At 38.3% G+C, this 21894-nt stretch carries 18 protein-coding genes and 1 pseudogene; 9 read left to right on the top strand and 10 right to left on the bottom strand.

From position 1 onward, the window contains the following. Positions 1–185 precede the first annotated feature (185 nt). From H5968_RS07115 to H5968_RS07105, 3 genes and pseudogenes are all read right to left on the bottom strand, one after another. Positions 186–848 (bottom strand): annotated as a pseudogene (locus tag H5968_RS07115) (ISAs1 family transposase); the annotation flags it as partial. 56 nt (positions 849–904) lie between these two features. Next, positions 905–1240, bottom strand: coding sequence for a XisI protein (locus tag H5968_RS07110; RefSeq protein WP_187039368.1), 336 nt, complete (start codon positions 1238–1240; stop codon positions 905–907). Continuing rightward, entirely contained in the window at positions 1228–1644 is a 417-nt protein-coding gene (locus H5968_RS07105; protein WP_187039367.1) for a XisH family protein, read from the bottom strand. The genes H5968_RS07110 and H5968_RS07105 overlap by 13 nt, the downstream gene beginning before the upstream one ends. Positions 1645–1721: 77 nt before the next feature. On the opposite strand from H5968_RS07105, the gene H5968_RS07100 reads away from it, so the two are divergent. Both H5968_RS07100 and H5968_RS07095 read left to right on the top strand, forming a co-directional pair. Beyond that, positions 1722–1874: a hypothetical protein gene (locus H5968_RS07100; RefSeq protein ID WP_187039424.1), complete on the top strand. Its 153-nt coding sequence runs from the start codon at positions 1722–1724 to the stop codon at positions 1872–1874. A 4-nt stretch (positions 1875–1878) separates the two neighbouring features. Then, a complete protein-coding gene (locus H5968_RS07095) occupies positions 1879–2136 on the top strand; it encodes a hypothetical protein (protein ID WP_187039366.1) in 258 nt (85 codons plus the stop codon). A gap of 20 nt (positions 2137–2156) precedes the next feature. On the opposite strand, the gene H5968_RS07090 is transcribed toward H5968_RS07095, so the two are convergent. Then, positions 2157–3083, bottom strand: coding sequence for a carbohydrate ABC transporter permease (locus H5968_RS07090; RefSeq protein ID WP_187039419.1), 927 nt, complete (start codon positions 3081–3083; stop codon positions 2157–2159). A gap of 986 nt (positions 3084–4069) precedes the next feature. Then, positions 4070–5458: a UbiA family prenyltransferase gene (locus tag H5968_RS07085; RefSeq protein WP_187039365.1), complete on the bottom strand. Its 1389-nt coding sequence runs from the start codon at positions 5456–5458 to the stop codon at positions 4070–4072. Between the two features lie 261 nt (positions 5459–5719). On the opposite strand from H5968_RS07085, the gene uvrA reads away from it, so the two are divergent. The 3 genes from uvrA to H5968_RS07070 all read left to right on the top strand — a co-directional run bounded on the left by uvrA (position 5720) and on the right by H5968_RS07070 (position 10042). Continuing rightward, positions 5720–8668 (top strand): excinuclease ABC subunit UvrA, encoded by a 2949-nt coding sequence (gene uvrA, locus H5968_RS07080; RefSeq protein WP_187039418.1) that lies wholly within the window; start codon positions 5720–5722, stop codon positions 8666–8668. Between the two features lie 121 nt (positions 8669–8789). After that, positions 8790–9344 carry a Uma2 family endonuclease gene (locus H5968_RS07075; RefSeq protein ID WP_187039364.1) on the top strand — a complete coding sequence of 185 codons (555 nt, stop codon included), beginning with the start codon at positions 8790–8792 and terminating at the stop codon, positions 9342–9344. Between the two features lie 143 nt (positions 9345–9487). Further along, entirely contained in the window at positions 9488–10042 is a 555-nt protein-coding gene (locus H5968_RS07070; RefSeq protein ID WP_187039363.1) for a Uma2 family endonuclease, read from the top strand. 179 nt (positions 10043–10221) lie between these two features. On the opposite strand, the gene H5968_RS07065 is transcribed toward H5968_RS07070, so the two are convergent. Then, the gene (locus tag H5968_RS07065; protein WP_187039362.1) at positions 10222–11718 is read right to left on the bottom strand and encodes a hypothetical protein; all 1497 of its coding nucleotides are present in this window, start codon (positions 11716–11718) and stop codon (positions 10222–10224) included. Between the two features lie 209 nt (positions 11719–11927). Further along, the gene (locus tag H5968_RS07060; RefSeq protein ID WP_187039361.1) at positions 11928–12347 is read right to left on the bottom strand and encodes a DUF2358 domain-containing protein; all 420 of its coding nucleotides are present in this window, start codon (positions 12345–12347) and stop codon (positions 11928–11930) included. A gap of 244 nt (positions 12348–12591) precedes the next feature. Here H5968_RS07060 and H5968_RS07055 point away from each other — a divergent pair, with 244 nt between their 5' ends. Beyond that, on the top strand, positions 12592–13452 hold the full coding sequence (locus H5968_RS07055; protein WP_187039360.1) for an alpha/beta fold hydrolase: 861 nt from the start codon (positions 12592–12594) through the stop codon (positions 13450–13452). A gap of 260 nt (positions 13453–13712) precedes the next feature. Here the strand turns inward: H5968_RS07055 and H5968_RS07050 are convergent, their stop codons facing one another. After that, a complete protein-coding gene (locus tag H5968_RS07050) occupies positions 13713–14813 on the bottom strand; it encodes an RNA-guided endonuclease TnpB family protein (protein ID WP_187039359.1) in 1101 nt (366 codons plus the stop codon). Between the two features lie 280 nt (positions 14814–15093). On the opposite strand from H5968_RS07050, the gene H5968_RS07045 reads away from it, so the two are divergent. After that, positions 15094–15567 (top strand): pentapeptide repeat-containing protein, encoded by a 474-nt coding sequence (locus H5968_RS07045; protein WP_187039358.1) that lies wholly within the window; start codon positions 15094–15096, stop codon positions 15565–15567. Between the two features lie 303 nt (positions 15568–15870). Here H5968_RS07045 and metK read toward each other — a convergent pair whose 3' ends face one another. After that, positions 15871–17145, bottom strand: a complete 1275-nt coding sequence (gene metK / locus H5968_RS07040; protein WP_187039357.1) for a methionine adenosyltransferase — start codon at positions 17143–17145, stop codon at positions 15871–15873. A gap of 215 nt (positions 17146–17360) precedes the next feature. Beyond that, positions 17361–18365, bottom strand: a complete 1005-nt coding sequence (locus H5968_RS07035; RefSeq protein WP_096565751.1) for a phosphoribulokinase — start codon at positions 18363–18365, stop codon at positions 17361–17363. Positions 18366–19142: 777 nt separating this feature from the next. Between H5968_RS07035 and petH the strand changes: the two genes are divergently transcribed. Both petH and H5968_RS07025 read left to right on the top strand, forming a co-directional pair. After that, entirely contained in the window at positions 19143–20459 is a 1317-nt protein-coding gene (gene petH, locus H5968_RS07030) for a ferredoxin--NADP reductase (protein WP_187039417.1), read from the top strand. A gap of 111 nt (positions 20460–20570) precedes the next feature. Further along, entirely contained in the window at positions 20571–21860 is a 1290-nt protein-coding gene (locus H5968_RS07025) for a homoserine dehydrogenase (protein WP_187039416.1), read from the top strand. Positions 21861–21894 lie beyond the last annotated feature (34 nt).

The raw sequence follows: 21894 nt of genomic DNA, 5'->3' as shown, positions 1-21894 counted from the left end.
TAATTGAGTAAATAATTTGAAATGGTTATTTGAGTTATCTTCAGTTTAAATATTGTCACCAATGAGTTTTTAAATCTACTGATAAGGTATCAAATCTGTGAAATCACCCATATTCATCATCAGGCAAAATCCATAATTGACAATTAATGATAACTACATCTTAGGGCAGGGTAAGAGCATCTCAATCAGGCTTGACATAAGGGCTTTTCGGAATCTAATGTAGAGTCAATGAAACAAGAACTGAGAACTTGAATCATGTAATCGTTATCCATAGCAGTGCGTTTCATTTTTTGTCGAAGACTACGTTTATAAGTTTGTTCACGATTAAGAGCATTGAGAGCAATGCGTCGTAAAAGAGCAAAATTTCGGGGGCTGTTCCAAGAGCGAATACGACAAGAATCCTCAGCAAAAGTACAATCAAGAATCCAGTGAGCTTGGTTCTCAATTCCCCAATGTTTACGGATGGCTCGACCTAAAAGTTGAGCATCACTGGGTAAAGAAGAGAGATAAAATTGAACCTCACGAGTAGTTTGATTCCAAAGACGACGCTCCCGAACAACCATCACTACACTTTGGAGTCCAGCCCAGATTTTGGGTTGGTAAAGTTCACCAAGAGCCGAAACTGGAACAGACCAAACTTGACGGATTTCCGTACGGTGATGTCCTTTTTCAATGCGGTGGTCATAACTGACATCAATACCTTGAAAAGAGAGTGAAGATGCTGTTTCAAACCATTGTTTTACCTGATTGTAGAGAGTTGGGTGATTTGCCTTGAGTGCTAAAACATAATCTGCTTTTTTATCAATAATCTTGTTGGCAATTTCGGTTTGAGTCCCCATTGCATCAATTTTCCAATAATAATGTGAAATTCATGTAAAATCTACATGAAAGTCTTATGTAAAAATCAACCAACAGCAAAACCTGTATATTGTCTCACTAAAGGTTCATGAAATGCTAAAACAATATCTGATTTTGGCACTCCTAATTTAACTAACTCATCTGCTATACCAATTTCAGTTCCATCATATTGGATCCAAATCTTGCCATTTTTAATATCCAAATGCAAAACACAACCATACATCGGTCGGCGATTTTTCCAACCTGTATAAACAACCTGATAATGATCCCGTTCCTTGTCAAAAATCAGTTGCGTTTCTACCTCATGATCCGATGGACTTCCCTGAGCATATTCAGTTAATAAAGTTTGGATATATGTACGATATTGTTCTATTTTTTCCATGTTACAATCACCTCATGGTTTGGGTCATAAACCACCAAGCTGAGTTGGAAATGCTCAATAGCGGTTTCTACAAATGGCAAGTTAAAAAATGTTTGATAAGCTCCCAGAGGAACTGCTAAATATAAAAAACGGTTAGGTTGCTGATCTTTCAAAGCAAGACGATAGTTAAGAAATTGATCCAAAGCGGTATGAAATTCCGAAATATTGGAAGAACTAATAAAGCTTTTAATCTCAACTGCAATCTTTTCCTCTCCTTTTTCAGCACCTATGATTTTTTCTGCTCCCAAGTCAATTTGCATATCAACCCTACCCGAGCGAATTCTTAAAGGATCATCTATAATCACCCAACCGTCTTTTTCTAACCCTATCCTAACAGCATCATGAAAAATATCTTTAGCTGGCATTAAGTTTTAAAGAATTTTAAAAAATTAGACTTTTCACCCATAATCATAACATCAATTACAACAACACAATCAAAACCATGCCTAACCTTACTGACATCCCTGGAATTTCCCAAATTTGGACACGCACAAAAGGCGACCCTCGCATTAAAATTGCTATCCTTGATGGTGCAGCCGACTTAGAACGCAGTTGTTTTCAAGGGGCAACAACGGGGAGAACAACCCAACGCTGAAGCAGTGCGGGAAGCGATTTTAAATAGTGCTATTCCCTGTAACCCGGAAGAAGTGGAAGAACCGGAACGCTGTTTATTAGGTAAGTTGAATATTGCCGGTGCGTTTCAATTATTGACGGGAGAAAGGTTAGAACCTCACCCCCAACGCCTCTCCTATCAGGAGAAGGGGATAAAAATCTCTCGTTCCCAGCCGGAGACTGGGAACGAGAAACTTTGGTCAAGTTCGTTCTTGGTCTGTGCCGAAATAATTAAGGTTTGCTGAAAATTTTCAGCAACCCCTAATTACACACCCAAATTACCATCTTGCTGATTAATTGCTAATCGCAAAAGTGATAATCCTAAAATGATTAAAAATAACACCAAGCCAATTGTACAAGCATAGGTAAATTCTAAATTACTAAATGCTTGTTCATATAAATAGTAAACAATTGTTTTAGAACTATTCAGAGGTCCGCCTCCTGTCATAATATAAACTTCTTCAAAGACTTTAGTGGCAGAAATCGCCGAAATTACCGCTACTAAAGCTAAATAAGGCTGCATTAAAGGAATGGTAATATCTAAATGTTTGCGAATACCATCTGAACCATCAATTGCTGCTGCTTCATAAACATCCGCAGGAATAGATTGCAATCCCGCTAAATAAATTACCATGTAATATCCTAATCCTTTCCAAATAGTTACAGCCATTACACTAGCTAAAGAAATGGGGACAATTCCTAATATTTTCTCTGGACTTGTTAACCAAGGAATTCCTTCGGGAAATATACCTAAAGTTTTCAAGAATTGATTTAATAAACCGTTTTCTGCATACAACCATTTCCAAGCTATACCTGCAACAACCATGGAAATGACTACAGGTGTATAATATGCAGTTCTAAACCAATTCATACCCCGCAATTTTTGATTTACTAAAATCGCTAAAATCAAGGGAGTAATTACCAAAATTGGCACAACTCCAACAAGATAGAGAAAGGTGTTTTCTAAGGTTTTCCAAAAAACAACATCTTTCCATAAACGCAGAAAGTTGTCAAAACCGATAAATTTAGGCGCTTCTCCAATATCTTGATAGCTGGTAAAGCTGAGGTAAAATGCTTGCAGCGCAGGCCAAAAAACAGTTAAGCTTAATAAAACTAAAGCTGGTAATAAAAATAGATAAGGTGTTAATCTCTGTTGAATAATTATCCAGTTTTTAGGTGTTAATTTATTCATCATATATTAATCAGGGAACAGTTTACAGTCAACTGTTAACAGTGAACATTGAAAACGGCTAACTGTCAACTGATAGCTGGTAACTGATAGCTGATAGCTGATATTAAGAAGTAATAAGTTAATTATGAAGATTGAATAAATGGACTATGATTCTAATACAAACTGGTGTGCCACTGAAACTGTTAGAAAAACTGTTGTTTTTTTGGTAGTAAAATTTTAGTGGTACTGATAACGTAACTAACAAAAAGTTTCTTAAAGATCAAGAAACTTGGATTTTATTACTGTTATCTACACTTTGTTTATAACACGTACACAACTGATGGAATCTATGCGCCAGATTTTAATCCGCTTTCCCTGGCGCTTTTTCATAGCTGTAAATCAGGGAATAGGGAATAGGGAACAGGGAACAGGGAAGAAATTTATTTTTAATATCCTGACTCCTGACTCCTGACTCCTGACTCCTGACTCCTGACTCCTGACTTCTTACAAAAAATCACCTCCAGCGAAGGTCAGTCACCAGAGGATAGAATCAAAGACATTGGAATGTGGACTAGTCTTGATATCAATTTATCTTGCTCACAAACCTATGCACTCTATCGAAAGGAAAGGGTTTTGATTTATGCTTTCTACGTCGAATGAAGTATGATGATGATAATTTAGAAGTTAGGAGTGCAGTTTTGTGGTCAATTTTCAATAGTGGTGGAAACTGATACCAAAAAAAAGACCCCCGGTTATACACCGAGGGATTCTGCAAGTCGGAATTATCGCACAAAGACATTCGCGCATCTAGGATAGCAATGCAACACTGCAAATATCTGCCAAAATGCCATAAATATATAGAGATCCGATTTGATCATATCTCTGGTGAAAATTATCGTAGGGAAAATTCATGAATTGTCCCTACAAAGGTTTGGTGCTTATGCAAATTTAAGGTTTTAAACCTTGAATTTGATAGTTGTCAATTATCAATTATCAATTATCAATTATCAATTATCAATTATCAATTGTCTATACCAATGATGTATTGCTAACCACCCGACTGATAACAAACCTGCCAAACTCAACGTTAAACCACTAAAGGGAATTAATAATGCAAATACAGGTAAAATTGCTCCAGCAATAGTACAAATAATGGCGGCTAAAGCAGCGTGACGATTTGTACCTAAACCATAGATGAAACCAAGTAAGATTAATGAAATCATTAACCAAGCTATTTCTGCATTCATTACCCGCGCCATATAGGTTAAAGTTAATAAGCAAGCAAAGAAAATACCCGCAGCGATCGCCAAATTTTTTAAACTCATGGGTAGGGACAAATATAAAAGCAATATCCACCACAAAAATAAGGCTGGTGCTAACAGTAATAACCGGGGTATAATCCCAGTTTTTCCTATTGGTTTGGTGGCAGTAAATACACCAAAGGGATTTCTTACAGAAACATTTTCATCAAATATCCAAGTAAATTGGGTACTGTCACCATCATTTTTAATTTCATGAGGAACTATCCCACTAGCAAAATCAGCATTTCTAAAATTAGCAATTGTTGTGAGGCGAAATTGAGAAAGTAATTGATTTGTGGCATTATAAACCCAACGGGGTCCACCTTGCGCTTGATAGCTAACTTTAATTGTGGTTTCTTGTCCTGGTTCTAAGCGAAAGGGAAAACCATAATCACCAGGGTTTATTTGTTTTAATCTTGTTCCATCTTTTTCTACTTGATAACTAGAAAGTAAGGAATAACCGTAGGGTGGTGGTGCTTCAAAGAAAAAACTATTAACATCACTTAGTGAATTGACAATTTTATAATCAGCAGTGTAATCTGTATTATAAATGGCACTGCGATTTTGCACGTTCACACTTTGGTCAATTTTAACTTGAATATTTGAACCTGCTAAGTTTAAATAGCGAGTAACTTTTTGTTTATCTGTCACCTTGACTATTTTGCCGTTAACTTGAGTAGTATAGCTATAAGGTTCTTCGATAATGTAACGCACTTGGGGCGCAATTTGTTCTAATTTATCACCTGCTACACTTTCCGCTACTTGTGCTACTTTTGCTTGTTCCCAGTGATGGTAACGGTTGCTTAAAGTAGAAGTGAGGAAAAATCCCGTAACTACTAAAATTAAAATCAAGGCTAAATGTTGTAGTCCTTTGAGAAGTTGGGAATAACGAATGGACCACTCCCCAAAGAAAACAGCTTGTTCACTGGTGTTGTGTCTCAGGGAAAAACTGATGAGAGCGATCGCCACTCCCAAGGCTACAATTAAAAATACAAACAATAGTGAACCTTGAAGTAGTTGGGTACCAAACTTGATTAATTCATCAGGATGTGTTAAATCTGGTAGTCCGGGAATACCTTGAGCAATAGCAGACATGGGTAAGTATGTAGGTTTTCAGATATTTAAACAGCGTGACAGATATACTTTCCAAAAGTTTCTGCAAAAATACTAGGAAAATATTGTCAGGCTTTTTGGTTTATTCAGCATCCCCTAAATAGGTCGGCGTTAAAAATTGTCGTTATGGCAAGACAAAAGGATGCAAAGGACACAAAGGCAGAAACGAGGGAAAATCTCAAAGATCAGAAAATTACGTTATTATTAAGGACTGTTTCACTGTGTAACCTTCCCTCTGTCAATATGTCAGAACACCTAGCAACAAATTTGAGCGATCGCCTCCCCTATCCCCAAAACAACCAAAATACTATTCGCATTCGGGGTGCTAGGCAGCATAATCTCAAAAATATTGATTTGGAATTACCCCGCGATCAGTTAATTGTGTTTACTGGTGTTTCTGGTTCGGGTAAGTCTTCTTTGGCGTTTGATACGATTTTTGCAGAAGGTCAACGGCGTTATGTGGAATCTCTGAGCGCCTATGCTCGGCAATTTTTGGGTCAGTTGGATAAACCCGATGTGGAATCTATCGAGGGTTTAAGTCCTGCCATTTCCATTGACCAAAAATCAACTTCCCACAACCCCCGTTCTACAGTGGGAACTGTAACGGAAATTTATGATTATCTGCGGTTACTTTATGGCCGTGCTGGTGAACCCCATTGTCCCCATTGCGATCGCTCTATTTCCCCCCAAACCATTGACGAAATGTGCGATCGCATCCTTGCACTTCCTGACCGCACCCGTTTTCAAATTCTCGCACCCGTCGTCAGGGGGAAAAAGGGAACTCACCGCAAACTAATTTCTAGTTTAGCCGCTCAAGGTTTTGTTCGGATCAGGGTCAATGGAGAGGTCTTGGAACTCTCAGATTCCATTGAATTGGATAAAAATATTACACATAATATAGAACTGGTTATTGACAGGCTCGTCAAAAAAGACGGTATACAAGAACGTTTAGTTGATTCTCTCACGACCTGTCTCAAGCAATCTCACGGAATCGCTGTAATTGAGGTATTAAATGATACATTAAATAAAGCAGCGCAGGAGCGACAACATAGTAAGTATATAATAAATGGGGGGGAAAGTCAAGGTATTTCGGAACAAGAATTACCCACAGAAATGGTATTTTCAGAAAACTTTGCTTGTCCAGAACATGGTGCGGTAATGGAAGAATTATCACCACGTTTGTTTTCTTTTAATTCTCCCTATGGTGCTTGTTCTCACTGTCATGGAATTGGCACTTTAAGAAGGTTTTCTGAAGAATTGTTGATACCTAATCCCGAAGCACCGATTTATGCAGCGATCGCACCTTGGTCAGAAAAGGAAAATTCCTATTATTTAGAGCTATTATATACACTGGGTTTAGATTATGGATTTGAGTTACAAACTCAATGGAAGAATTTAACCAGAGAACAGCAACAAATTGTTTTACATGGAGAGGAGAAACGAACCACAGAGACACAGAGAAAGCAGAGTTTTAAAGGTGTAATTCCCATTTTGCAACGGCAATATGAGGGAGGAACAGAATTAGTTAAGCAGAAATTAGAAGAATATTTAATAGATCAACCTTGTGAAGTTTGTGGGGGGAAAAGATTAAAGCCGGAAGCTTTAGCTGTGAAATTAGGACAATATGGAATTTTAGATTTAACGAGTGTGTCAATTCGGGAATGTCGGGAAAGGGTAGAACATTTAAAATTAAGCCCCCGACAAATGCAAATTGCTGATTTAGTTTTACGGGAAGTTAAAGCTAGATTACAATTTTTATTAGATGTAGGTTTGGATTATTTAACCTTAGATCGTCCGGCAATGACATTATCAGGAGGAGAAGCACAAAGAATTAGATTAGCAACACAAATTGGTTCTGGTTTAACAGGTGTTCTGTATGTTTTGGATGAACCAAGTATCGGTTTGCATCAAAGAGATAACGGACGTTTGTTAAAAACTTTAACCAAATTACGAGACTTAGGAAACACATTAATAGTTGTCGAACACGATGAAGAAACTATTCGGGAAGCAGATCATATAGTTGATATTGGACCTGGTGCGGGTATTCATGGGGGAAATATTATTGCTCAGGGAAATATAGAAGACTTGTTAAATGCGGAAGCTTCTTTAACAGGTGCTTACCTATCAGGAAAAAGAGTAATTAATACCCCTGGAACAAGAAGAGAAGGAAACGGTAGAAGTTTAAGAATAAAAAACGCCCATCGTAACAACTTAAAAAACATAGATGTAGAAATTCCCTTAGGAAAAATGGTGGCTGTTACTGGAGTTTCTGGTTCAGGAAAATCAACATTAATCAATGAATTACTATATCCAGCTTTACAACATCATCTTTTAAAAAGAGTACCCTTACCAAAAGAAATAGAAGAAATTAAAGGATTAAACTGTGTGGATAAAGCCATAGTTATAGATCAATCACCCATAGGCAGAACACCCAGATCAAACCCTGCAACTTACACAGGAGTTTTTGATGTTATTAGAGAAGTATTTTCCCAAACCATCGAAGCCAAAACCAGAGGATATAAACCAGGACAATTTTCCTTCAATGTCAAAGGTGGCAGATGTGAAGCTTGTAGCGGACAAGGAGTAAACGTCATAGAAATGAACTTTTTACCAGACGTTTATGTACAATGCGAAGTTTGTAAAGGAGCAAGATATAACAGAGAAACCCTACAAGTTAAATACAAAGAAAAATCAATCTCTGACGTTTTAAACATGACAGTAGAAGAAGCATTAGCATTTTGTGAAAACATTCCCAAAGCAGTTAGCAAACTACAAACATTAGTAGATGTAGGATTAGGATATGTACAATTAGGACAACCAGCCACCACATTATCAGGAGGAGAAGCGCAACGGGTGAAATTAGCAACAGAATTATCTCGACGTGCAACCGGGAAAACATTATATTTAATAGATGAACCAACAACCGGGTTGTCTTTTTACGACGTTCATAAATTATTAGATGTTTTGCAAAGATTGGTGGATAAAGGAAATTCGATTTTAGTCATTGAACATAATTTAGACGTTATCCGTTGTGCAGATTGGGTAATAGACTTAGGACCAGAAGGAGGAGACAAAGGAGGAGAAATTATTGTTGCGGGAACACCAGAAGAAGTTGCAAAAAATCAACGTTCCTACACAGGAAAATATCTGCAACAAGTATTAAAACAATATCCACCCCAAAACCCTCTTTAACGTCTCTTCCTTCGTGTCCTTTGCGTTCTTTGCGGTTCGTTTCTTAAATCTTCAATTCTCACGCAAAGACGCAGAGACGCAAAGGAAGAATATAATCATACATATATAAGGAGAAAACCCCATGCAGCTAACAATAAAAGATGTAGAAATACTGCAACAAAACCTATCCAAAGAACAAGAAGACTATCAAATAGAACTGCAAGAAGGAAACCTCCTAGTTATGGGACCATCAGATATTGAATCAAGTGAAATAGGTGCAGAATTGATCAGATTATTAGGTAACTGGATTAAACCCCGGAACTTAGGGAGAATATTTGACTCTAGCGGTGGTTTTATTATGCCAAACACCGACCTCCGCGCACCCGATCTTTCCTTTGTTGTTGCTTCCAGATTAAAACGCACAGTTAGAGACTTTGGAAACCTAGTTCCTGATTTGGTGGTAGAAATTAAATCAAAAACTGATAGAATCGGAAAATTAGAAGATAAAGTTAAACTCTTTTTAGAACAAGGTGCAAAAATCGGCATATTAATTAATCCTGATGAAAGAACCGTAAGCGTATATCGTCCCAACGGAGAAATTGAAACATTAACAGGAGATGACAAATTAACCATTCCCGAATTATTTCCTGGTTGGGAAATAAACATCTCTGAAATTTGGCCACCTGTATTTGAATAAATTAAAAACCCTCTTTAACTTCTCTTCCTTCGTGTCCTTTGCGTCCTTTGCGGTTCGTTTCTTAAAAATCTTCAATCCTCACGCAAAGACGCAAAGACGCAAAGAAAGAGTATAATTATCAATATAGTAAAGGAGAAAAGTTTATGCAGTTAACAATAAAAGACGTAGAAATACTACAACAAAACCTAGCAAAAGAACAAGAAGACTATCAAATAGAACTGCAAGAAGGAAACCTCCTAGTTATGGGACCATCAGATATTGAATCTAGTGAAATAGGCGCTCAGTTAATACATTTGTTAAAACTGTGGGTTAATCCCCGGAACTTAGGGAGAATATTTGACTCTAGCGGTGGTTTTATTATGCCAAACACCGACCTCCGCGCACCCGATGTTTCCTTTGTTGTTGCTTCCAGATTAAAACGCACAGTTAGAGACTTTGGAAACCTAGTTCCTGATTTGGTGGTAGAAATTAAATCAAAAACTGATAGAATCGGAAAATTAGAAGATAAAATAAAACTCTTTTTAGAACAAGGTGCAAAAATCGGCATATTAATTAATCCTGATGAAAGAACCGTAAGCATATATCGTCCCAACGGAGAAATTGAAACATTAACAGGAGATGACAAATTAACCATTCCCGAATTATTTCCTGGTTGGGAAATAAACATCTCTGAAATTTGGCCACCTGTATTTGAATAAATTAAAAACCCTCTTTAACTTCTCTTCCTTCGTGTCCTTCGCTTCTTCATGGTTCGTTTCTTAAAAATCTTCAATCCTCACGCAAAGACGCAAAGACGCAAAGGAAGAAAGAGAAGTTATCATATTCAGTCACCAAATCAGAAATCACACTTCTGAGAATTGGTTAGAAAATTCAGAACTTAAACTACCTGATAATTAAACCTTTTACGAATAGCTGCTATTACTTGAGTTTCTTCAGGTGTAATTACTCCATCTAAATTAGCAATTTTTTCACATTGTGCTAGTAACGCAACTGCAAAATCACTATTAAGTTGCTCAAGCAACTGTTCTAATGGTGGTGGTGATTTAATATGAGCAGCAATTTCATCCAAAGAAGCAGGACTCAGATTAGCTGCTTTTAACTCTGGTAAAATATTTTCCCAAGATTTATCAGGATTACCAGCTAATACAATATGAACCAATATTTGATCCATAATTTTTGTTTGAGAAATAGCAACTTCTAAATATTTTTCGCTCTCTTCTTGAGCATCTATCAAACTTGCTTCTAAAGTTAATGGATTTTTTTTTGCTTCATAAAATTGACAAGCAGCATAACCTAATCCATAAATCATCACAGCATTGGAACTAGCACCAATCACTGCACCAGCAACTGGCATATTTCGCAATAAACCTAAACCTGCTTGAATTGCAGTTTTTCCTCCTAAGCCTAAACCAAAAATAGCTGCTACTTCACCTTTACGTTCTGAATCTTGTAAATCCATTCCATAAGCAGCAGCAATTTGATAAACTAATTCCGCCGATAATGCAGCCGTCGCTAGGTAATCTACGGCAAACATGGCCGCAGCTTGTCCCGGTGCAAGACTACTAACAAGACCACTTGTTCCTGCAAAAACTGACTTTTCCAACATTAAACGATGGGCAATTTCTGGAGGTTTTTCATTGGGATACTCTTGTTGTAATTTTCTTACAGCAGCTTCAGCTTTAACTACATCTACTTGATCAATTAAAGGATTTAACCAATCTTGATTTAATGATTTGATTGCTTTTTGTAAATCAGGATTATTACCAACAATTGCTAATGCTTGTCCTACAACTTGGGTTGCTTGCATGGCAGCACCAGCAACAGCACCACCAAGACCTATAGCTGCACCACCAACGCCCATCGCAGCACCACCAACTGCTTCTGCTGTTCCGGCGATCGCACCACCGAGACCCATAGCTGCACCACCAACCGCTTCTGCTGTTCCGGCGATCGCACCACCGAGACCCATAGCTGCACCACCAACCGCTTCTGCTGTTCCGGCGATCGCACCAAAAAAGGAATTAAAAAAAGATGGTTGTTGTGTAGATAACTGACTTTCTGTTTTCTGTTCTAGCAATGTATAATTTAACTCTAATTCTTCCTGCCAATCTGGAAAATCTTCTCCTGTTTCTCGTGCATATATTTTTACTTTTTTCACAGAGTCAATAGATAAATTCAGCAAGTTATCACGAATACAAGGAATGATTGACTCTTTTTCTGGAACTTCTGCTGATTCTAGCATTATCTGTAAACAGTCCTGTTTAAGAGTTGTTTTGACAGTAATACTAGGTGATTGCAACCACTCATTAACAAGATTATTAATCGCGTTGATATCCCCTGATTTAGCAAGTTCGCTATTATTAGACTGGTTCATAAATTTATAAGTGAAAACACCTTATATACAGAAATCGTATTTTACTTATAAATACCCGTCAATAGGCTTTAACTGAAAGTAATCAAAGTTAACAGTATTTAATTTTAATTAATCAATGGTAAAAATAATCCTGTCAATCCTTAAATCCTGGACATCCTGATATGGCTTACGCCACGCTTCGCTATCAGACAAATAAAATCCTTTTTATTTCAATAAACCCCCCGCTTAAAAAACTGCTGCAAAATCTCCCCCGGTCCCCGATCCCAAGTATCAATATGTTCATAAATCAAACCCTGATCATTTAACTTATAAGTGGAATAACCATTAAAAAATAACCGCGCTTTCCAGGGAACACGCAACACACCCCGCACCGTCCACGTTGCTAAAATTGTACTTGCATCAGTTTGAGAAACATCATGTAAATCAAAAGCAAGTTCCGTAAAAAATAACTGTCCGTGAAAACGCAACGTCCAAAAAATAATCCGATAATTAAACTTACCCTTAAATTTATTCACCGGGTCACGAAAAAAGATATCCTCAGAATAAATATCATAAGAAATATCCTGCTCAAATAAGGTCGGTAAATCTTGCTTGAGAATCTCAATTGTTTGTTTTGTTTCTAATTTCATCACTGAAGTTATACCTTAAAAATCTTTCTTAAATGTTTTTCCAATCTTTACCGCTCAAAATTCCATCGTTGCCGCAATGTTTTTTCTTGACTTGAGAACCTGACTATCAGTTTTCGTTCACCAGACACCTCGTATTTTTACTCTACTCATTGACAACCTAACTTTTTATAGATGTTCTCACGAAAAATACTTTGTATAATTGCTCTTAATGAAAATTACAGAAGTTTTGAATCTATCAAATGTTATGTCTATCATCGAAAATTCCTGGACACACGCTTATATCACTACCAATGGCATCAAATTACATTATGTCACCCAAGGGGACGGACCGTTAATGTTAATGTTGCATGGTTTTCCAGAATTTTGGTACTCGTGGCGGCATCAAATACCCCCATTTTCTCAAGATTACCACGTTGTTGCTCTTGATTTGCGTGGTTATAACGATAGTGATAAACCTCAAGCGCAGTCTGCTTATGTGATGGATGAATTTGTTAAAGACATAGAAGGAGTAATCAAAGGTTTAGGATATGAAAGTTGTATTTTAGTCGCTCATGATTGGGGTGGTGCGATCTCTTGGAATTTTGCCTACGCTCACCCTGACATGGTAGAAAAATTAATCATACTCAACCTCCCCCATCCCGCCAAATTTGCTCAAGGTTTAAGCACACCCCAACAATTATTACGCAGTTATTATATTTTCTTATTTCAACTACCGTTGCTTCCTGAACTAATCCTGCAAGCTTCAGACTACGAAGTTATAGCCAAAGCTATTCAAGGTACAGCTTTTAATAAAAATGCCTTCACAAAAGCAGACATTGAAGCCTATAAAGACGCAGCCGCAAAACGAGGTGCAATGACAGCCATGTTGAACTATTACCGTAACATTTTTCAACAGGGTATCCTCCACAAACATTGGAGTATTCTGGAAGTTCCTACCCTGATGATTTGGGGAGAACATGACACCGCACTAGGTAAAGAACTTACCTATGGTACACAAGAATACGTCAGAAACTTACAAATCAAATATATTCCTAATTCTGGTCATTGGGTACAACAAGAACAGCCAGAATTAGTCATAGAGTATATGCGCGAATTTCTTGGCTAAAACCACCTATTTATTAATAGTAAACAATACTCATTTACTTCTACAACAAAACTATGCTCAATGATACAAGTTAAAAATATTTAACACAAAATTTAACATTAGCTTAACATTAGCAATTTTCCAAAATTCAGTATTTAGAAATAGCTAAGACCTAACCCCAGTCATAGTTATAGCATTACTGCTATATAAAACCTAGACAATACTAGACTTTACTTTCTACTTCAACGGGAGCATGGGAGCAGTTATCCCTCAGTAGACTTTCACGCCTTAGCCAGACGCGATAAATTAATTGCAGCGTTTAGATCCCTATCTATCTCAAAACCGCAGTTCTCGCAGCAATAAATTCTTTCGGATAAAGAAAGATTTTCTTTTTTATGCCCACAACGAGAACAGGTTTTGCTTGATGGATAAAATCTATCAGCAATTATGATTATGGCTTCGCCACGCAGGCTATCACAGCCAAACTTTTTAGCTTTATATTCTAGCTGACGCTTAAACTCATAAAATCCACAATCAGCTATTGCTTGTGCTAATTTATGATTCGATAACATTCCTGAAACATTCAAATCTTCTACTACTATCTTCGCGTGGTTTTTACATAAGTAAGTAGTAAGTTTATGAAGAGTATCTTTTCTCAGGTTTGCTATTCTCGCATGATGTCTAGCTAGTTTAATTTTAGCTTTATGTTTATTGCTTGAACCTTTAGCCTTTCTAGAATAGACTTTGGATAATCTTTGCAGTTTAGCTAAGTTCTGCTTGTAGTGTTTAGGGTTAGGAAAAGTAACACCTGTGCTAAGAATAGCTAGTTCCTTTACTCCCAAATCAACACCAACAGCATCATGTTTTTTAATAGTTGGCTGACATTCTTGTTCATAAGAAAAAGCTATGTACCAGCTATCAGCAGTCCTAGAAATAGTAATACTTTTACAGGTGGTGTGAGGTAATCCTTCATAAGTTTTTACCCATCCAATTGTTGGTAGTTTTATTGATATACCACCTACAGGAATTGGTTTACCACCTGCATCAATTGTAAAACTATCATTTTTCCCTTTCTTTTTAAAGTTGGGATATTTAGACTGTCCTTTAAAAAATCTCTGGAAAGCCTCACCTAAACTATCAAAGGCGTATTGAGTGATTTTCTGACAAATACCTTTTTCTTTAATCCATGCCAATTCAGGTTTTACATGGTTATTAAAGAATTTTTTGAGGATATATTTGTTTGGCTTTAATCCATCTTTATGCAAATAAGCCCAAGTAGCTAAACCCCAATTATAGGTAAACCTTGCTATACCAGCGTGTTTAGCCATTAATATTTCCTGGGTTTTGTTTAACTTGAGTTTTGTTTTGATAGATAAAAGCATTGCTCGACCTCAACACTGTATTTCTTTGCTGTCTAAAACTGACATATCTTGTACAGGTTTGTCAATAGCATTTTTGAGATGATCCTTGATTTCTTTGGAGTAATTCCTCAATCCGTACAATCGACAAGAAAAGCAGTGGATAATTGCCATTAGGTCACCAACGGTTAAAACATCACATCTAATTTGTGAGATCAATCAACATTCTTGAGCCATTTAGTGAGATAATAAATTTGTGAGGAAAATGAACGGGTACTATTATCTAAAAGGAAGGGGGAATATTATGAAACGCCAGCTATTAGCCGCTATAGCCTTAGCCGCTCCCCTGTTTTTTGCTAACTCAGTACAAGCAGGAAATACCCAAGACCTACAAAAACTTTTATCCACTGGGGAATGTCCTAAATGTCAACTCTCAGGAGTTAACCTCAGAGGCGCTCATTTAATTGGTGCAGACTTACGAGGAGCAAACCTCCGGGGTGCTAACTTACAAGAAGCCAACCTCGAAGGTGCAGACTTAACAGGGGCAAATTTAACAGGTGCAAATTTAACATCTGCTTTTGTTACTAATGTCAATTTAAAACAAGCGAATCTTAATAATGCAAATCTCACCAATGCGATTATTAATGATTCCAACGTCTATCAAGCATCAATGAATAATCTCACCATTACTGATGCAGAAATCTATAATACTGCCATTGGTGTAGGTGGAGAAAATGCAGAAATTCCTGATTGGGATGACATTGTTAAGGGTAATTAAGTAGGGTTTGCTGAATAAACCTAAAACCTTGATATATCAAAGGTTAGAGGCTGATAAACACAGAAATTAGTGCAAGGGTTTTGAAGGGTATACCGGAAAAAGTGTGCATTTTTTGGGATTTCAAGAGATGGCAAAGAAATTTTCAAATCTCCTCCTGACTCCTGACTCCTGACTCCTGACTCCTGACTCCTGACTCCTGACTCCTATGCCCTCACGGAAAGACTTTCTCAGCAACCCCTAAGTAATAGATGCAAATAGGATACCCGCTTTCTTAAAGAAAGTGGGTATCTGGGTTTGATCGTTCTAAGTTAATGCAGGTGCGATCGCTTCAGAAAGATACTTATTCGCCGCTTGCTTCAACACATCCACTTTATCAGTCCGTTCCCAAGGTAAATCTAAATCAGAACGTCCCAAGTGACCATAAGCTGCAACGTCCTGATAAAAACGTCCGCCTCTTTCACTAGGTAAGTTGCGTAAATTGAAAGTGTGGATAATTCCTGCTGGACGCAGTTCAAAGTTATCTTTGACTAATTGCAGTAAGATTTCATCATCAACCTTACCAGTGCCAAAGGTATCCACAAAAATACTTACAGGTCTGGCTACACCAATAGCATAACTTAACTGGACTTCGCATTTTTCAGCTAAATCCGCAGCCACAATATTTTTCGCCGCATAACGAGCCGCATAAGCCGCAGAACGGTCTACCTTTGTGGGGTCTTTACCAGAGAAAGCACCACCACCATGTCGGGAATAACCACCGTAGGTATCAACAATGATTTTCCGTCCTGTCAGTCCAGAATCTCCTTGAGGTCCACCAATCACAAATTTACCAGTGGGATTGACTAAAAACCGTGTATCCTCAGTTGGTTTAACTGCAATATCGCCAAACACAGGCATGACTACTGCAGTCCACAAGTCTTCTTTAATCTTAGCTTGCACCGCCGCATCATCCGTAATATCCCCAATATTAGGTGTATGCTGAGTGGAAATTAAGATTGTATCAATACCTACAGGTTTACCATCTTCATAAACTACGGTAACTTGGGTTTTACCATCAGGTCGCAAGTATGGCAAATCTCCAGTTTTCCGTACTGCTGCCAATCTTCGGGCAATGCGATGAGCTAAACTAATCGGTAAAGGCATCAATTCTGGTGTTTCGTTACAAGCAAAACCGAACATGATACCTTGATCACCAGCACCAATTTTATCAAATAGTTCTTCACTATCAGCACTACGGGTTTCGTGGGCAGTATTTACACCTTGGGCAATATCCGGTGACTGCTCATCCAAAGCTACGAGTACACTGGCACTATTGGCAGAAAAGCCGTTAACTGCGTCAGTATAACCAATTTCCGCGATTTTTGTACGAGCCAGATTGACAAAATTTACATTGGCTTTGGTGGTAATTTCTCCAGTAATTAATACTAATCCAGTATTAACAACTACTTCAGCCGCCACCCGGCTACTAGGGTCTTGTGTCAACAAAGCATCCAGAATAGTATCAGAGATTTGATCACAGATTTTATCTGGATGACCTTCAGTTACAGACTCGGAGGTAAATAAATAGCGTCGAGACAAAGGAAAATCCTCCTGGAATAACTGGAATAATTTTATTCACTGACTAAATTTGGTTATTTTAGTTTCAGCTACTCATTTCTCAAATCATAACCATATTGACACAGAGAACAGGGAACAGGGAACAGGGAACAGGGAAAAAATTTACTTTCTCCACAACAAAAAAGGGGTACACCCACAGATGCAACCCCTTTTTGTGTTTAACAACATTGCTGGTTCTAGACTTGAGCCGCTAACTTTGCTTCCTTAGCTGTCAATTGTTCATAAACAGCACGCATTTTTAAACCTGTCAACACTTGGAACAAACCAGTTCCATTATTAGAACCTGGATATTCACGGTGTTGCAGTAATAAGTGAGTCATCTCACCTGTGTATTTGGTAGATGTGTTGCTCAGATGGTTTTCGATGTAAATTACTTCGTCCAGGTTGTCAAACTGACCATCTACTTCTAAAACAGATACATACCGACCGTAGTACACATCAGAACCGTAGTAAAGCTGCATACCAGGGTAAGAACAGGTCAGTTTGCGTCCACAAGGAGTCCACTGAATGGTTGAACCTTCATCAAACAAGTATGCCGGATCAAACCCTTCCTTACCTTCTTTTTGCAACATCCGTACCCGCAATACTTTGCGTTCGGTATCATTTTTGATCAAGTTTGTGGGTAATACCTGTAAAACCACATCCGCAAATTCTCTTTGTGGTTCAATGAATTTTTCAAAGTCAGGTTTACGAGAATTGATTTGGGCTAATACATCTTCATAGCGGTGTCCACGTTCCGCCATATCTCGTTGAATCTTCCAGGCAATTTTGACTTCATCACTGATGTCAAAGTAAACACTGAAGTCTAGTAAGGCTCTCACCCGCTCATCATATAAAGGATGCAGCCCCTCAACTACTATAATGTGGTTGGGCTTAATCCGTTCTGGAGGATCAATCATGCCGGTTTCGTGGTTATAAATCGGCTTATCAACGGCATTACCTTCTTTTAGAGCTTTAATTTGCTCATACATGAGGTCAAAATTGTTTGCCCTGGGATCGAGTGCAGTGATACCAGTTTCTTTGCGTTGTTTACGATCAAGGCAATGATAGTCATCCAAGCAGATAACTGTCATTAATTCTTCACCAAATAAGTCGATCAACCGACGCAAAAACGTAGACTTACCGCACCCAGAGTCTCCGGCTACTCCAATCAATACCACGCGTTCCGGCTTACTTGTCATAAATCTCCTCTAAATACTAAAAAGATGACCAAATCAATATTTTTTTCACACAACAGATTCTTGAAGCTAGAGGTTTTACTCTAAGGGTAAAACCCTGCGTTCTTTTTATCCAGCATAAATACAGCATATCAGGGTAGTGATCAACATAGTCCTGTTAACTACTGATTTCTACTATCCTGAGTTCTGGGCTGGTAAGTATTTAATCCTAGTGGTATACTAGATTTTAACAGCAAGATGTATTTTGTAACAGGCGTTGCTGTTAAAAACAATTGAATGGTGTAACAGTCTTATTCAACCATATTTTAGTTGACAATCGGCAACAGCAAACAGGCAATATTGATCTTTTTCCTAGCTCCTGGCTTCCGACTCTTGAATTCTCACATATTTGCCTGTTGAAAACTACCAAAGGGTATGTATAGTCAGAGAAATAATAAATTTAAAGAAATTATTTCGTTTTATAGCGTAAATAATGACTATTATATGTTATTAGGAGAGGCAATAAGTATGTAATTAGTAAAAAAAAGTTTAAATTGATTTACTATTAACATTCTGTCAAAGACTTATCATCTACCTTAGAAGATGAACAGGTGTGTTGGATACCATACCTAATATAGTCTTTGCCGAGTGTACTGAGCAGGGCATCATTTTCATGATGCTGTTTTCTCACATTGTCAGTTTTATGCTTTTATGCAACGAAAATCCGGTAAACTTAAAGCTGACAATATGATGAGAATTTTTTTGATAAACGGTTAAGTAAATATTGGAGTGGTAGAACGAATGTACAATCAAGGTGCTGTTGAGGGTGCTGCCAACATAGAATCAGGTAGCCGCGTCTTCGTATACGAAGTGGTGGGTCTGCGTCAGAATCAAGAATCTGATCAAACGAACTACCCTATTCGTAAAAGTGGCAGTGTATTCATCAGAGTACCTTACAACCGCATGAATCAAGAAATGCGAAGGATCACTCGTCTAGGCGGTAAAATTGTTAGCATTCAGCCTATATCGGTGCTACAGCCAGTTAATGGTCAAGGAGCCGTAGAAAGTGCTAACAGAGAAGTCAGCGAGCCAGTGACACCTGTAAATGCTAACAATGAGGAGATTGGTAAAGACGCACCCGTGAGTACCAGTGGCGAAGCCAAAGGTTTCGCTAAACCATCTAAGGATAAAAAAGGTAACACGATGACTCAAGCGAAAGCCAAACACGCTGATGTTCCTGTGAACACTTATCGTCCTAATGCTCCTTTTATCGGTAAGGTAATCTCTAATGAGCCGTTAGTAAAAGAAGGCGGAATTGGTATTGTTCAGCATATCAAGTTTGACTTGACAGGTAGTAACTTAAACTACATAGAAGGTCAAAGTATTGGTATTATTCCCCCTGGTATAGACAAAAAAGGCAAGCCCGAAAAGCTGAGGCTTTATTCTATTGCTTCCACTCGGCATGGTGATGATGTAGACGACAAGACTGTATCATTGTGTGTTCGTCAATTGGAATATAAAGATCCAGCAAGTGGCGAAACAGTTTATGGTGTTTGCTCTACCTATTTAACTCAGATTAAACCCGGTGATGAAGTAAAAATCACAGGTCCTGTGGGTAAGGAAATGCTATTACCTGAAGACACTGATACTAATGTAATCATGTTAGCTACAGGGACAGGTATTGCTCCTATGCGTGCATATCTGTGGCGGATGTTTAAAGATGCAGAAAGAGCAGCCAACCCAGAATATCAATTCAATGGATTTGCTTGGTTGCTGTTTGGTGTACCTAAGACGGCAAACATTCTCTATCATGAAGAATTGGAAGAGATGCAGGCTAAATATCCTGATAACTTCCGTTTGACCTATGCTATCAGTCGGGAACAACAAAACGCTCAAGGTGGCAGAATGTACATCCAAGACCGTGTAGCAGAAAACGCTGATGAACTGTGGCAGTTGATTAAAAATGAAAAAACCCATACTTACATCTGCGGTTTACGTGGTATGGAAGATGGTATTGATGCCGCTTTGTCCGCTGCTGCTGCTAAGGAAGGTGTGAACTGGAGTGATTATCAGAAAGGCATGAAAAAAGAAGGCCGCTGGCACGTGGAAACCTACTAATGTGGTCAATGCTCAATAGTAATTTAATTCCAAATTCTCAGCTTTAAGTTTGTAGGTGGGGCGATGCCCTGCCTACAATTGTTTTGTGTATATCGTTTGGGCGCAAAATCTGTGGGTGTTAAACTAGGAATATTAGGATTAGGTACTGTGGGAACGGGGACTGTACAATTGTTGCAGGACTTGGAAGGTCGTCACCCACTGTTGCAGGAAATCGAAATTTATCGTGTGGGAGTGCGATCGCTTGATAAACACCGAGATGTAGAACTACCATCGGGGGTAGTGACTACGGATCTAGAAGCAATTGTCAATGATCCAGATATAGATATAATTGTGGAAGTCATGGGAGGATTAGAACCAGCGCGATCGCTGATCCTCACTGCTATTAAAAATGGTAAGCACGTAGTCACAGCTAACAAAGCTGCTATTTCCCGATTTGGGGCAGAAATATTTACCGCTGCCAACGCTTCTGGGGTATATGTGATGCTAGAAGCTTCTGTTGGTGGTGGTATCCCTGTAATTCAACCCCTCAAACAGTCTTTAAGCGTTAATAAGATTCATACTATCACTGGCATTGTTAACGGTACAACTAACTACATCCTTAGCCGGATGCAAACGGAAGGCGGCAACTTCAACGATGTTTTGGCTGATGCTCAACGTTTAGGTTATGCAGAAGCTGACCCTACCGCTGATGTTGATGGCTTGGATGCGGCTGATAAAATTGCTATTTTGGCATCTTTAGGTTTTGGCGATCGCATCAACCTGCAAGATGTCTATTGTGAAGGCATTCGCCAAGTCAGTAAAACCGATATTACCTATGCTGCTAAATTGGGATTTGTGATTAAATTATTGGCGATCGCCAAAGGCAAATCAGGTGATAATTCTCAGCTATCAGTGAGAGTCCATCCTACCTTAGTACCCCAAACTCATCCTTTAGCTAGTATCAATGGTGTTTATAATGCCATTCTTGTGGAAGGAGAACCCATTGGCCAAGTGATGTTTTTTGGACCTGGTGCTGGTGCTGGTGCTACTGCTAGTGCTGTTTGTTCAGATATTTTAAATCTGGTAGCGACGTTGAAAACTAATACCCCTAAAGCAAATCCCTTATTAGCTTGTAGACATCAACATTACTGTCAAATAGCGCCAATTTCTGAACTTGTTACCCGATTTTACACTCGTTTCCTCAGCAAAGACCATCCCGGAGTCATCGGTAAATTAGGAACTTGCTTTGGTAAATATGGCGTGAGTTTAGAGTCAGTCGTCCAAACCGGTTTTCAGGAAGAATTAGCAGAAATTGTCGTTGTCACCCACGATGTGAAAGAGGGCGACTTTAGACAAGCTTTAGCCGAAATTCAAACCCTGGAAGCAATAGATAGCATTCCTAGCATTTTACGAGTGCTTTGAAGAGATAGGGGACTGGGGACTGGGGACTGGGGAC

Source organism: Sphaerospermopsis sp. LEGE 00249, assembly GCF_014299995.1.
GTDB lineage: Bacteria > Cyanobacteriota > Cyanobacteriia > Cyanobacteriales > Nostocaceae > Sphaerospermopsis > Sphaerospermopsis kisseleviana.
The sequence above is the reverse complement of the archived record's forward strand: the minus strand, read 5'-3'. Positions and strand labels throughout refer to the sequence as shown.

Bases quoted from the DNA above. Each gene is read 5' to 3' on its own strand.
- H5968_RS07070 (WP_187039363.1), top strand. From the start codon at position 9,488: ATGCAGTTAACAATAAAAGACGTAGAAATACTACAACAAAACCTAGCA.
- H5968_RS07045 (WP_187039358.1), top strand. From the start codon at position 15,094: ATGAAACGCCAGCTATTAGCCGCTATAGCCTTAGCCGCTCCCCTGTTT.
- H5968_RS07075 (WP_187039364.1), top strand. From the start codon at position 8,790: ATGCAGCTAACAATAAAAGATGTAGAAATACTGCAACAAAACCTATCC.
- H5968_RS07035 (WP_096565751.1), bottom strand. From the start codon at position 18,365: ATGACAAGTAAGCCGGAACGCGTGGTATTGATTGGAGTAGCCGGAGAC.
- petH (WP_187039417.1), top strand. From the start codon at position 19,143: ATGTACAATCAAGGTGCTGTTGAGGGTGCTGCCAACATAGAATCAGGT.
- H5968_RS07050 (WP_187039359.1), bottom strand. From the start codon at position 14,813: ATGCTTTTATCTATCAAAACAAAACTCAAGTTAAACAAAACCCAGGAA.
- uvrA (WP_187039418.1), top strand. From the start codon at position 5,720: ATGTCAGAACACCTAGCAACAAATTTGAGCGATCGCCTCCCCTATCCC.
- H5968_RS07100 (WP_187039424.1), top strand. From the start codon at position 1,722: ATGCCTAACCTTACTGACATCCCTGGAATTTCCCAAATTTGGACACGC.
- H5968_RS07110 (WP_187039368.1), bottom strand. From the start codon at position 1,240: ATGGAAAAAATAGAACAATATCGTACATATATCCAAACTTTATTAACT.
- H5968_RS07065 (WP_187039362.1), bottom strand. From the start codon at position 11,718: ATGAACCAGTCTAATAATAGCGAACTTGCTAAATCAGGGGATATCAAC.
- H5968_RS07105 (WP_187039367.1), bottom strand. From the start codon at position 1,644: ATGCCAGCTAAAGATATTTTTCATGATGCTGTTAGGATAGGGTTAGAA.
- H5968_RS07085 (WP_187039365.1), bottom strand. From the start codon at position 5,458: ATGTCTGCTATTGCTCAAGGTATTCCCGGACTACCAGATTTAACACAT.
- H5968_RS07090 (WP_187039419.1), bottom strand. From the start codon at position 3,083: ATGAATAAATTAACACCTAAAAACTGGATAATTATTCAACAGAGATTA.
- H5968_RS07060 (WP_187039361.1), bottom strand. From the start codon at position 12,347: ATGAAATTAGAAACAAAACAAACAATTGAGATTCTCAAGCAAGATTTA.
- H5968_RS07055 (WP_187039360.1), top strand. From the start codon at position 12,592: ATGTCTATCATCGAAAATTCCTGGACACACGCTTATATCACTACCAAT.